The sequence below is a fragment of the Curtobacterium sp. NPDC086286 genome (genome assembly GCF_044746255.1).
Lineage (GTDB): Bacteria > Actinomycetota > Actinomycetes > Actinomycetales > Microbacteriaceae > Curtobacterium.
The window spans coordinates 236,979-249,547 of sequence record NZ_JBIVBW010000005.1; the positions used below are offsets into that span (position 1 = coordinate 236,979).

Below are 12,569 nucleotides of genomic sequence, written 5' to 3' on the forward strand. Positions count from 1 at the left end.
GTGTCGGTGGCGCGTCGAGCCTACTGGCCCACGACCTCGGAACCCGCGGTGGAACCAGTCGTCTCGGCGGCGGGGACGGCCCTGTCGTGTCCGCGCTCGGGGTGGTACACCCACACCTTGTAGAGCCAGAAGCGGAACACCGTGCCGAGCACGAGTCCGATCACGTTGCCCGAGATGTTGTCCGCCAACGCCGAGGTCAGCCCGAGCACGTAGTGCGAGATGCCCAGGCAGCCGAGCGAGATGACCATGCCGCCGAGCGACACGACGACGAACTCGATGCCCTCACGCGTGGCCACCGCCCGCCGCTGCTCGCGGAAGGTCCAGTAGCGGTTGCCCATCCAGTTGACGAAGATGGCCACGATCGTCGAGACGACCTTCGCCCAGAACGGCCCGGAGTGGACCTCGTCCGGGCTGAGCACCGTCGCCCGCAGCACGTTGAAGATGCCGGTGTCGACGACGAACCCCACCGCGCCGACGACGCCGAAGCGTGCCAGTTGGGCCACCAGTCGCCGCACGGTCTCTCCCGGGTCCGTAGAGTTGTCGCTGGTCGTGCTCACGAGGGCCGACCCGCAGGTCGCACAGGACGGCGACCCGAACAGCGATTCTAGACAGCGCGTTCTCGCCGGACGGTGTGAACGACGGAAGGAACACACAGCATGGCGTTGCGCGTCGGGGTCATCGGTGGGGGACAGCTGGCACGGATGATGGTGCCGGCCGCGGTCGAGCTCGGTCTCGACATCCGGGTGCTGGCCGAGGGCCCGGGCATGTCGGCGGCCATCGCGGCCACCGCAGAGGGGGACTACCACGACGCCGCGACCGTGCTCGCCTTCGCGCGGGACGTCGACGTCGTCACCTTCGACCACGAGCACGTGCCGCAGGACGTCCTCCGTGCCCTCGTCGACGCCGGCGTCGCCGTGCACCCCGGCCCGGAGCCGCTCGCCGTCGCGCAGGACAAGATCACCATGCGCACGCGCCTGTCCGAGCTCGGGCTGCCGGTGCCGGACTGGGCCGCCGTGCACGACCCCGACGAGCTGCAGGCGTTCCTCGACGACCACGGTGGACGTGCCGTCGTGAAGACCGCCCGTGGCGGGTACGACGGCAAGGGCGTCCGGGTGGTCAACGACCCGGCCGACGTCGCCGACTGGTTCATCGCCGTCGCCGAGGCCGGCGGCGAGCAGGCGCTGCTCGTCGAGGAACTCGTGCCGTTCACCCGCGAGCTCGCGCAGTCCGTCGCCCGACGCCCCTCCGGCGAGGTCGTCGCCTGGCCGCTCGTCGAGACCGTGCAGCGCGACGGCGTCTGCGCCGAGGTCTTCGCCCCCGCCCCCGACAGCGCCGGACGCATCGCCGACATGGCCGAGGACATCGCCGTGCGGATCGCGACGGAGCTCGGCGTCACGGGTGTCCTCGCGGTGGAGCTGTTCCAGACCGACGACGAGCGCATCCTGATCAACGAACTCGCCATGCGCCCGCACAACACCGGCCACTGGACGATCGACGGCGCCACGACGAGCCAGTTCGAGCAGCACCTGCGTGCCGTGCTCGACCTGCCGCTCGGTGCTACCGGGTCGTTCGCCCCGGCCGCGGTCATGATCAACGTGCTCGGCGGTCCGGCGGACGGCGACCTCGCGGCGCGGTACCCGGGTGCGCTCGAGGCGTTCCCCGAGGCCAAGTACCACTTCTACGGCAAGGCTCCCCGGCCGGGTCGCAAGATCGGGCACGTGACCGTCATCGGCGACGACCTCGACGACGTCACGTACCGCGCCCGGTCCGCAGCGGCCCACTTCGACGACTGAGGCTGCGGTCCGCGCGGACGGTGCGCTCGGACGGTCCGCAGAAGGGCGGACACCCGCTCGGGTGGCACCCGATCTGGCGTGTGTACCCCCGCGCGTCGGCGTGCTCCCATGGACGGGACAGGGTCCACCGTCCACAGGGAGTACGTCATGCGCCGCGCCAGTGTGTTCGCCACCACGGGAGCGGTGAGCGCCTTCGTGGCGCTCGCCGCGGGAGCGCTCACGCCGACCACCGCCGTCGCGGCGACGAGCGCCGCCACGATCCGTGCGGCCGCTGCGTCGTCCCTCTACGCCTCCGGTCCCTACCGTTCCGACACGAGCGAGGCGGCGAAGCAGGCGACCGCCCTCGCGACGAGCGACCCGAGCGGCGCGGCCGCGGCGAAGACGATCGCGCAGTACCCGGTCGCGATCTGGCTCGGGGACTGGACGCAGGGGGCGACCCTGACGCGGACGATCGACGCCGCGATCGCGGGTGCCGAGCGCACCGGCACGACCGCGGTCTTCGTGACCTACGCCATCCCGCAGCGTGACTGCGGCGGGTACTCCGCCGGCGGCTTCGACGAGGCGACGTACGACGCGTGGGTCGACCAGATCGTCGCCCGCGTCGCCGGGCACCGAGCGGCCGTGATCGTCGAGCCGGACTCCCTCGCGATGCTCAGCAACAGCGCGTGCAGCGAGACCCTCGACGCCCAGCGGTACCGCATCCTCGCCCGCGAGGTCGCTGCCTTCACGACGGCCGGCGTGCCGGCCTACCTCGACGCGGGGAACTCGAACTGGGTCCCGCCGGCGGTGATGGCGTCCCGGCTGAACAGCGCCGGGGTCCAGCGCGCGCGGGGCTTCTTCACGAACGTCGCGAACTACTACCCGACCGCGCAGGAGCAGGCCTACGCCGAGAAGGTCTCCGCGGCCACGGGCGGGTCCCACTACGTGATCGACACCTCCCGGAACGGCCAGGGCTGGCGCGGCACCTGGTGCAACGGCCCGGGCTCCGGGCTCGGCACCTCACCGCGGGTGGTGTCGGACGGTTCGGCCCTCGATGCGCTGCTCTGGGTGAAGACCCCCGGTGCGAGCGACGGCACGTGCAACGGCGGGCCGGCGGCGGGGAAGTGGTGGTCGTCCTTCGCGAAGTCCCTCGTGGCGAACGCACGGCTCGGGACGCCGGTCGCCACGGCCGCTCCCGCCCGGAAGGCCCCGTCCGTCGCGCCGACCGCGCACCGGGACTCGGTCGTGTCGGCCGCGAAGCGGCGCGTGACGGTGTCGGGGTGGACGTTCGACCGCGACGACCTCACGAAGCCGGTCACCGTGCGCGTCACGGTCGGCGGGAAGGTGGTGGGGACCGCCACGGCGGACGCCTCGCGGCCGGACGTCGACCGCGTGCACCGGGTCGGGCGGAACCACGGGTTCCGGGCGACCGTGGCGGTGTCGAGCGGGAAGCGGAGCGTGTGCCTGACGGCGGTCGGGATCGGCCGGGGTGGGGACACCTCGATGGGGTGCACGACCGTCACGGTCCGCTGACGCCACCGGATCGCGGGAGGATGGGCGCATGCCGCGTGATCTCGTCCGCCGTGCCGCCCGTCGACTCCGTCGCTCCCTGACCGGGGCGCGGTCGGCCCCGGCCACGGAACCCGTGCGCCTGCCGGTCCTCGGCTACGTCGTGGCCGGGGGCGGTGGGGCGCACCCCGCCTCGGCGCACGTGCGGGTCGTCCGCCGCACCGAGCACCTCGCGCGCACCGGTGCGGCCGAGGTCCGGCAGGTCGACCCCGCCGCGTTCGTCGACGGGACCGACACGACCGACTACCGGGCCGTCCTCGTGCAGCGGGACGCCCTGCCGCGGGACCTCGTGGCACCCTTCCTGGCCGCAGCCGCCGAGCGGGGGACCCGGACCGCCGCCGAGGTCGACGACGACTTCTTCACGGACTCCGGCCGCGACCGTCTGGCCCGGGCCGAGTACGACCCGGACCGGCTGGCCTCGATCGACGCCCTCGTGCGCGGCGCCGACCTCGTGGTCGTCAGCACCGAGGAGCTCGCAGCGCTCGTGCGGCCGCTCGCGCACCGGGTCGTGGTGGTCCGGAACGCCCTGGACCCGACGATCTGGACCCCGGGCGAGCCGGCCGCCGACGACGTTCGCCCCGCCGACGAGCACCGGGTGCTCTACATGGGGACGCTCACGCACGGCGCCGACCTCGAGCTGCTCCGGGACGTCTTCACCGACCTGACCGCACCCGACGGCTCGCCGATCCGCCTCGAGGTGATCGGCGTGACCGAGGACGCCGACGATCCCGGCTGGTACCGCCGCGTCGAGGTGCCGGACGGCCACTACCCGGCGTTCGCCCGCTGGCTCGTCGACCACCGGCAGCGCTGGCGCGCAGGCGTCGCTCCGCTGCGGGACGAGGAGTTCAACCGGGCGAAGAGCGACCTCAAGGCGCTCGAGTACACCGCGCTCGGGCTCCCCGCGGTCGTCTCCGACCGGCCGTCCTACCGGGACGCGCGCGGGCACGGCGTCGTGGCCGTGCCGGACGACGTCGGTGCCTGGCGCGACGCGGTCCGCAGCGCCGTCGCCTCCGGGTCCGCCGACGCCGTGGCCGCCCGCTGGGTCCGCGACGAACGGACGATCGGCGACGACGGGGACGCCTGGCGGTCCGCCCTGCTCGACTAGGCTCGTCGCGTGACCGACACCGCAGCCCCCGTCCAGCCGCTCGTCTCGATCATCATGGGGTCGGACTCCGACTGGCCGACGATGCGCGCCGCGGCGGACATGCTGACCGAGCTCGGCATCCCGTTCGAGGCCGACGTCGTGTCGGCCCACCGCACCCCCGACAAGATGACGCGGTTCGCCCGCGGCGCCGCTGCCCGGGGCATCCGCGTGGTCATCGCCGGCGCCGGTGGGGCGGCGCACCTGCCGGGCATGGTGGCCTCGATGACGACGCTCCCGGTGATCGGCGTGCCCGTGCAGCTCGCGCGCCTCGACGGACTCGACTCGCTGCTGTCCATCGTGCAGATGCCCGCCGGCATCCCGGTGGCGACGATGGCGATCAACGGAGCGGCGAACGCCGGGCTCCTCGCCGCGCGCATCATCGGCTCGGCCGACCCCGCGATCGCGGCGCGCCTCGGCGAGTACGCCGAGGGGCTCGAGCAGCTCGTCGAGGAGAAGGCGCAGCGCCTGCGCGACTCGCTCTAGTCGGCGGCACCCCGGCCGCAGGGACCGACCGCTAGAGGTCGGCGTGCAGCTGCCAGGTCTCGGCCGCCGAGTCCTTCCAGTCGTACATGCGCGCCCGGTCCGGACCCGCAACGGCCAGCTGCCCGGCGAGCAGCGGGTCGTTGACGACCTGGTAGACCGCCTGCGCCAGGCGTTCGGGGTAGGAGTCGCGGGGATCGCGGGCGACCGTCACACCGGCGTCCGAGGCGACCTCGCGCACGGCGTCGTCGTCCGAGTGCACGACCGGCGTGCCGAAGCTCATCGCCTCGATCACCGGGAGCCCGAACCCCTCGGCGAGGCTCGGGAACACGAACACCGTCGCCCGGTCGTACGCCACGGCGAGGTCCTGGTCGTCGATCCGTCCGAGCACCTTCACGCGGTCGCGGGACAGTCCTGCGCGCTCCGCGGTGCCGTACACGTCGACGTCGCCCCAGCCGTCCGGGCCGGCGATCACGAGCGGGACGTCGGCGGGGGCGTCCGGGTGGGCCATCGCCTCGATCAGGTACTGCAGGCCCTTCCGGGGCTCGAGCGTGCCGACCGCGAGCACGTAGCGCTCCGGCAGGCCGAGCCGCTCGGCACGGAGGTCGGCGTCGACGGGGGTCCGCAGTCGCCCGCTCGGCGCGCCGCCGATGACCCGGAGCCGTTCGTCGAAGCGGTGGATGCCGTTCAGCGTCGCCGCGACCGCGTGGGTCGGCACGACGACGGCGTCGGCGTGCTTCCACGCGCGCTTCACCATCGCCCGGTGGAAGTGGACGCCGCGCGGCGTGAGGGTCTCGGGGTGGGTCCACGGCACGGTGTCGTGCACGGTGACCACCGTCTGCCGGCCCGGATCGCTGAACCGGTCGTGCTTGACGAGGGGCGCGAGCACGCTCGGGGAATGGACCATGCCGCGTCCAATGCCGCCGACGAAGCCGCCCTGCCACGCGAGCGAGAGCTCACGGCGGGGGAGCGCCAGGCGGTCGAGGTCGCCGAGACCGGGGAGCAGCGTGCGGATGTGCGCGAGCTCGTCCTTGCCGACCGCCGAGACGATGCCGGCGACGTCCGCACCCTCCGGGGCACCCGCGATGAGGTGCCGTGTCAGTTCTTCGGCGTACCGACCGATGCCGCCGGGGACGGGGGCGACGATCTGGTCCACGACGACGTGGAGTGTTGTCATGCGGTGCGCCTCCTCGTGGTGCTGTGGTGCGCACTGCGCGGCCGGAAGCCGACCATATCAGTCCGCGCGGGGAGGGACCGGGGCGCCGGATCGCGGTGTGGCGGCGGCGGTCACGCGGCGGTGCCGGGCGGCGAGGGCGGCCCCGACACCGGCGAGCACGACGTCGCCGATCGTCATGAACACCCGGCTGATGACGGCGAGCGCGAGCGGGGCGGAACCCCCGGCGACGCTGCCGAGCAGGAGCACGAGGATGCCCTCGCGGGGGCCGATGCCGGCGGGGGCGATCACCACGATGAAGCCGACGAGCCAGGCGACGGCGTACGCACCCACGGCCACCGGGAACAGGGTCGGGGAGTCGGCGCCGAAGACCCGGAGCACGACCGTGGCCTGCACGCCGTACGCGATCCACATGACGAGCGACCAGACGAGCGACATGACCGTGCCGGACCAGGTCAGGGTGGTGTCCTGCGGCGGGCGGCGGAGCACCCGGAAGGCGATCGCGATGAGCCGACCGAGCACGGGCGGGGTGAGGCACACCAGGCCGACGACGATCACCGGGATGAGCCACCAGAAGGTCGCGAACCCGGTCGACGAGGCGAGCAGGACGGCGACGATCCCGACGACCGCGGCCGTGACCATGCTGACGAGCATCGAGGCCAGCGCCGCGACCGCGCTGCCGGTGCGCTGCAGCCCGTGCGCACGCCCGAGCTCGGCCTGGGCGGCGATCGACCACACGCCGCCGGGGATGTACTTGCCGAGCTGCCCGACGAAGAAGATCGAGGACGCCGCGGCCAGGCGCACCCGGTACCCGCTGGCGGCCATCATCGCGCGCCAGGACAGCATGTTCGCGACGAGGGCGACGATGGTGAAGACGATGCCGACGACCACCGTGAGGGCGTCGAGCCGCACGAAGTCACGGGCGATGTCGTCCCACTGCTTCGCGATGCTCCAGACCAGGAACACGACGGCCACGACCGCTGCAGCCCACTTCACGACGGTCAGCACGCGAGCGCGCCGACCGGTCGTCGGCACCGCGCCCGTGGCGACGTCGGAGGAGGTGTCGAGCGGGTCCGGTGACCCTGCGGCCGACCCCGTAGGCTGTTGTGCGTCCATCGACCGACAACTCTAAGGGAGCGCGCTGGATGCGACCCGATCCGGATCCCCGTCCGACCCTCCTCGTCGCCGCGTCGACCTTCCCGGCCGAGGCCGGCGACGGCACGCCCGGCTTCGTCCTCGACCTCGCGACCGCCCTCTCGGACGAGTACCGCGTCGTCGTCGTCGCCCCGATGACGAAGGGCGCCCGCGCGCACCAGCGGATCGGTGACGTCGAGGTCCGTCGGTACGGGTACTTCCCGGCCCGGTGGCGCGACCTGGCGGACGGCGCGATCGTCGACAACCTCAAGGCGAAGAAGTCCCGCTGGCTCCAGGTCCCGTTCTTCTTCGGCTCGATGGCCGCCGCGCTCCGCCGGGAACGCCGGCGCTCGCAGCCCGACGTCGCCCTGCTGCACTGGATCATCCCGCAGGGTGCCGTCGGCCAGCTCGTGCTCGGTGACCTGCCGCGCGTGGTGACCACGCTGGGCGGCGACCTGTACGCCCTGCGCAACCCGGTCCTCCAGCGGGTCAAGCGCTCCGTGATCCGCAGCGCCGCGTCGGTCACCTGCATGAGCACGGACATGGCGCGTGAACTCGGCAAGCTCGGCGCCCGCGACGACCAGGTGCACGTCGTGCCGATGGGCGTCGACCTCGAGCCGATCACCCGCGCGGTGGCGCGCGAGACCCGCGTCCCCGGCCGGGTGCTCTTCGTCGGCCGCCTCGTCGAGAAGAAGGGCGCGATCGTCCTGCTCGATGCCCTCGACCGGATGGCCGAGCAGCCGGCCGAGGTCGCCGTCGTCGGCGACGGTCCGCTCCGCGCGCAGCTCGAGGCCCGGGCCGGGTCCGCCGTCACGTTCCTCGGTGCCCGCGGCAAGGAGGACCTCGCGTCCGAGTACGCCAAGGCCCGCATCGCACTCTACCCGTCCGTCCCCGCCGCGAACGGCGACCGCGACGGCCTGCCCGTCGCCCTGCTCGAGGCGATGTCCGCCGGGTGCGCGATCGTCGCGTCGGCCGTGCCCGGCATCGTCGACGTCATCGAGGACGGCGTGAACGGCCTGCTCGTCGAGCCCGGCGACGCCGCGGCGCTCGCTGCTGCCGTGGACCGCCTGCTCGCCGACCCCGAGCTCGCCGAGCGGCTCGGCCGTGCCGCGGCCGAGACCGCGGCCGCGCACACCGTGGACGCCGTCGGCGACCGGTACCGCGAACTGCTGGCGGCCGCGCGCCGCTGACGCGCGTCCCTGCGGATCAGGAGGCGGGCCCCACCAGCCGGTACCGGCGCACCGCGCCAGCGGGGTGACGGCCGTGTCTGGAGGGACGGTGCGGGCCCGCACCGCGCCTCCTGGACCGCATCAGGTCACCGAGAGAACGACGCGAGCTTCTGCTTGAGCTGCTGGTCGATGTACGGCTCCAGCGACTTCGCCCAGGTACCCGTGATGTGGCTCGTGTCGCGGTAGACGAGCACGCCACCGATCACGGCCGGGCAGGTGGTGTCCGTGCAGTAGTACTTCGTCAGGTCGAGCACGCTGCCCGTGCCTCCGGCGGCGGTGAACGCCGCCATCGCCTCGGCCGACGAGTCGGTCTGGGCGAGGGCCACGGACCGCGGGTTGTCGCAGGACGAGTCGGTCGGGCCGGTCATCCGGCTCACGCACGCGACGACGTCGCGTCGGGGGACCGGGTTGTCGCGGACCGCGATCACGGGGAGGTCGTCGCCCGCAGCCTGCTGCCAGGCGTCGAGGAGACCCGCGCGGGTGGCGTCGTCGCGCTGCTGGCCCTCGGGGGCGTCCACCGGCATCTGGGTCGTCGAGTGCGCGACGATCAGGGCGTCGGCGTCCCGGTGCTGCTCGACGAACGCGATCGCCTGCTGCTTCCAGCGGTCGCAGCCGCGACCCGAGGCCGGGCTCAGGGACTGCTGGTGCGCGGTCGTCAGGTAGCACCCGCCGATGCCGGCGAGGTCGATCCGCCAGCCATTCTTCGCGGCCAGGTCGCGGTAGACGCCGAGCAGGGTGTTGCTGTGCGAGTCGCCGATGACGAGCAGGTGCTTCGAGTAGCCGGTGGTCTTGCCGAGCACGCAGGTCTCGAAGCGCCCGCTCCAGCACTTCTTGATGTTCGGGTCCGGCTCGTCGGGTGACGGGTTCGGGTCGTCCTCCTTGGCGGCGGACGGCGCCGGGACACGGACGTCGGCGAGTTTCGGGTCCACGCACGGCTTCGCTGCGCTGATCTGCGCCGCAGCCCCGAAGCACGAGACCTCGCCGTCCTGCAGGCGCTTCGTGAAGGTCGCGGCCTGGACCTCCTGGACGTGCACGGCGGTCAGCGTCGAGACGCCGAGTGCCGCGACGACCACGGTGCAGACGACGCCGAGGACGGCGACGCGACGCGGGCGCAGCGTGCGCACCCAGCCCGAGAACCGGAGCGGCTCCTCGAACCACACCGTCGTGACCGCCGCGAGGACGAGCGAGACCACCAGGACCGCGAGCTTGCTCTTCCAGCCGAGCGGGTGGTCGAGCCAGATCGGCACGATGACGACGAGCGGCCAGTGCCACAGGTACAGCGAGTACGAGATGCGCCCGACGAACGCGATGGGGCGGACCGCGCCGAGGAGCTCGAACAGCGTGCCGGCACCGAACGTCACCATCAGGGTCGCGCCGACGACCGGGAGCGCGGCGGCGATGCCGGGGAACGGCGTCGTCGGGGTGATCACGACGAGCGAGGCGAGGAGCGCGAGCGCCCCGACGATCGCGGCACCCGAGCGGACGGACCGGGCCACGACCGTGCGCGGTGCGGGGAGCGCGACGGTCGCGGCGAGCCCGCCGAGCGCGAACTCCCACGCGCGGGTGGCCGTCGAGAAGTAGGCGACGCCGGGGTTCGTGTTCGTCTGCACGATGCACCAGACGAGCGAGACCACGACGACGGTGCCGAGCAGGATCCGTGCCGTGGTGACGGGGGAGACCCGCTTCCGCACGACGAGCGTGAGCAGGAGCAGCAGGAGGGGCAGCGCGATGTAGAACTGCTCCTCGACCGAGAGCGACCAGAAGTGCTGGAACGGCGAGGCCTGGTTGTCGGCGTCGAGGTAGTCGACCGAACTGGCCGCCAGCTCCCAGTTCTGCGCGTAGACCGTCGAGGCGATCAGCTCGCGGCCGTACTGCGACCAGAGGGCACTCGGGACGACGAGGAGCACCGCGGCGCCCGTCGCGAGGATCGTCAGGAACGCGCCGGGCAGCAGCCGCTTCGCCCGCCGGGACCAGAACTGCCCGAGTCGGATCCGCCCGGTGGAGAGCTGCTCGCGCAGCAGGTGGCCGGTGATGAGGTAGCCCGAGATGACGAAGAAGACGTCGACGCCGACGAACCCGCCGTGCAGCCGGTTCGGCCACAGGTGGTAGACGACGACGGCGAGGACTGCGAACGCCCGGAGCCCCTGGATGTCCCAGCGGGTGGTGTCCCGGGCGCGGTGTGCGGGTCCGCGGGGGTCCTCGGTTGCAGTGCTCACTGACGGAATCCTACGAGTTGTCGTGCGATCCTCGGAAACGGACGCGGCTTCGGGGACGTTCAGATCCGGGCGGCACGCAGGGCGTCGACGGTGTTGCGGACGCCCTGGCCGAAGTCGGTGAAGTCGCGGGCGTCCACGGTCGGCAGCACCCGGGAGGCGAACCGGAGGTCGAGGCCCTGGTAGGTCGCCGAGGGGTCGGCACCGTGGCGGACGTCGAGGGGTTCCCCGAAGGCGTCCTCGACCGCGGCGACCACCTCGGTGATGGTGGCGCTGCGGCCGGAGGCGAAGATCTTGGTGACGGCGGTGCCGGCGTCGGTCGACCGTTCGGTCGTGTCCAGTGCGTCCAGCACCATCGCCGCCGCGTCGTCGATGTAGAGGTAGTCCCGCGTGGTCTCCGTCGGGACGTAGATCGACGACGGCCGGCCCTCGAGGTGCGCGAGCGCCAGCTGCGACACGAGCCCCTGGGCCTTGCCGAGGTTCGCCCCCGGCCCGTACAGGTTCGAGAACCGTCCGACGAGCAGGCGCGCACCGGTCGACTCGGCCCAGGTGCGGAACCGCGCTTCCGACGCGAGCTTCGACCGGCCGTACGGCGCGAGCGGAGCCGGCTCCGAGTCCTCGTCGAAGGGGGCCGGCGAGGAACCCGCGTAGACGGCACCCGCCGAGGACGCGAAGAAGAGCGTGCCCGGAGCGGCCTCGTCGCCCGCGAGGGTCTCGAGCACCCGCCCGATGAGCTGCTGCTCGGCCTCGAACACCTCCGCACCGGTCGCGACGACCCCCGTCCCAGCGCACCAGACGACCCGCCAGGGGGAGTCCGGCGTGCGGACGCCCCGGATCGCCGTCACGAGCGCCTCGACCGCGGCGTCCTGGTCGTCCCAGGGCACCGAGGCCGCGCGGACGTCGGCCCCCGGTGCCGCCTCGGCCGCCGCACGACGGACCGCGCGCCCGAGGAAGCCTCCGGAGCCGACGACGAGCGTCGCCGGGGTCGACGAGGCCGTCACGCTGCGAAGACCCCGGCGGCCGTCGCCGCGTGCAGCGCCTCGCGCCAGTCGCGCATCGGCGCCAGGCCCGCGCGGGACCAGCCGTCGTGCCCGAGCACGCTGTACGCCGGACGCGGTGCGGGACGCACGAAGGCCGCGCTGTCGGTCGGGAGGACGCGGTCCGGGTCGAGCCCGTTCTCGGCGAAGATCGCCTTGGTGAAGTCGTACCAGGACCCCTGGCCCGAGTTCGTGCCGTGGTAGGTGCCAGCCGGGGCGTCCGCGTCGACGAGCTCGACGATGCGTGCCGCGAGGTCACCCGTCCACGTCGGCTGCCCGACCTGGTCGGTCACGACGGACACCGTGTCGTGCGTCTGCGCGAGCCGGAGCATCGTCGCCGCGAAGTTCGGCCCGTGCGCGCCGTAGATCCACGCGGTCCGCACGACGTACGACGAGTCCGGAGCGATCCGGCGGACGTGTGCCTCGCCCTCGGCCTTGGTCCGGCCGTAGGCGTTCAGCGGGTCCGTCGGGGCGTCCTCGGCGTAGGGCGCGGTGCCGTTGCCGTCGAAGACGTAGTCCGTCGAGATCGTCACGAGCTTCGCGCCGTGCCGGACGGCCGCCTCGGCGAGGAGCCGCGGGCCCGTCGCGTTGACCGCTGCGGCGTCGGACTCGTGCGTCTCGGCGTCGTCGACCTTGGTGTACGCGGCCGAGTTGATCACGACGTCGTGGCCGGCGACGGCGGCGTCGACCGCGTCGGGGTCCGTGATGTCGAGGTCGGCGCGACCGAGCGCGGTGACGTCACGTCCGTGCAGCGCGAGCTGCAGGTCGCGACCGAGCATGCCGGCGGCGCCGGTGATCAGGGTGCGGGTCATCGTGA

General features: G+C 73.1%; 11 protein-coding genes. 5 read left to right on the forward strand and 6 right to left on the reverse strand.

Annotated elements, in window-relative coordinates; genetic code table 11:
• Window positions 1–20 precede the first annotated feature (20 nt).
• A complete protein-coding gene (locus ACIPKM_RS11275) occupies window positions 21–503 on the reverse strand; it encodes a GtrA family protein (RefSeq protein WP_254789528.1) in 483 nt (160 codons plus the stop codon).
• A gap of 153 nt (window positions 504–656) precedes the next feature.
• Here ACIPKM_RS11275 and ACIPKM_RS11280 point away from each other — a divergent pair, with 153 nt between their 5' ends.
• The 4 genes from ACIPKM_RS11280 (at window position 657) to purE (ending at window position 4,968) form a co-directional block, all read left to right on the forward strand.
• Window positions 657–1,793: a 5-(carboxyamino)imidazole ribonucleotide synthase gene (locus ACIPKM_RS11280; RefSeq protein WP_402736742.1), complete on the forward strand. Its 1,137-nt coding sequence runs from the start codon at window positions 657–659 to the stop codon at window positions 1,791–1,793.
• Window positions 1,794–1,940: 147 nt separating this feature from the next.
• A complete protein-coding gene (locus ACIPKM_RS11285; RefSeq protein ID WP_402736743.1) occupies window positions 1,941–3,305 on the forward strand; it encodes a glycoside hydrolase family 6 protein in 1,365 nt (454 codons plus the stop codon).
• Window positions 3,306–3,333: 28 nt separating this feature from the next.
• On the forward strand, window positions 3,334–4,446 hold the full coding sequence (locus ACIPKM_RS11290) for a hypothetical protein (RefSeq protein WP_402736744.1): 1,113 nt from the start codon (window positions 3,334–3,336) through the stop codon (window positions 4,444–4,446).
• A 9-nt stretch (window positions 4,447–4,455) separates the two neighbouring features.
• On the forward strand, window positions 4,456–4,968 hold the full coding sequence (gene purE / locus ACIPKM_RS11295; RefSeq protein WP_071295772.1) for a 5-(carboxyamino)imidazole ribonucleotide mutase: 513 nt from the start codon (window positions 4,456–4,458) through the stop codon (window positions 4,966–4,968).
• Between the two features lie 31 nt (window positions 4,969–4,999).
• Here purE and ACIPKM_RS11300 read toward each other — a convergent pair whose 3' ends face one another.
• Window positions 5,000–6,142 (reverse strand): glycosyltransferase family 4 protein, encoded by a 1,143-nt coding sequence (locus ACIPKM_RS11300; protein ID WP_402736745.1) that lies wholly within the window; start codon window positions 6,140–6,142, stop codon window positions 5,000–5,002.
• A gap of 57 nt (window positions 6,143–6,199) precedes the next feature.
• Window positions 6,200–7,255: a YbhN family protein gene (locus ACIPKM_RS11305; RefSeq protein ID WP_083295289.1), complete on the reverse strand. Its 1,056-nt coding sequence runs from the start codon at window positions 7,253–7,255 to the stop codon at window positions 6,200–6,202.
• Between the two features lie 29 nt (window positions 7,256–7,284).
• On the opposite strand from ACIPKM_RS11305, the gene ACIPKM_RS11310 reads away from it, so the two are divergent.
• Window positions 7,285–8,463, forward strand: a complete 1,179-nt coding sequence (locus tag ACIPKM_RS11310; protein ID WP_070418468.1) for a glycosyltransferase family 4 protein — start codon at window positions 7,285–7,287, stop codon at window positions 8,461–8,463.
• Between the two features lie 125 nt (window positions 8,464–8,588).
• On the opposite strand, the gene ACIPKM_RS11315 is transcribed toward ACIPKM_RS11310, so the two are convergent.
• Genes ACIPKM_RS11315 through rfbD form a run of 3 tightly spaced genes read right to left on the reverse strand, consistent with a single transcriptional unit; the run spans window position 8,589 to window position 12,564 of the window.
• On the reverse strand, window positions 8,589–10,718 hold the full coding sequence (locus ACIPKM_RS11315) for an acyltransferase family protein (RefSeq protein WP_175496051.1): 2,130 nt from the start codon (window positions 10,716–10,718) through the stop codon (window positions 8,589–8,591).
• A 59-nt stretch (window positions 10,719–10,777) separates the two neighbouring features.
• Window positions 10,778–11,716, reverse strand: a complete 939-nt coding sequence (locus tag ACIPKM_RS11320) for an NAD-dependent epimerase/dehydratase family protein (RefSeq protein WP_402736746.1) — start codon at window positions 11,714–11,716, stop codon at window positions 10,778–10,780.
• Entirely contained in the window at window positions 11,713–12,564 is an 852-nt protein-coding gene (gene rfbD / locus ACIPKM_RS11325) for a dTDP-4-dehydrorhamnose reductase (protein ID WP_402736747.1), read from the reverse strand. Before rfbD ends, ACIPKM_RS11320 begins: the two co-directional genes overlap by 4 nt.
• Window positions 12,565–12,569 lie beyond the last annotated feature (5 nt).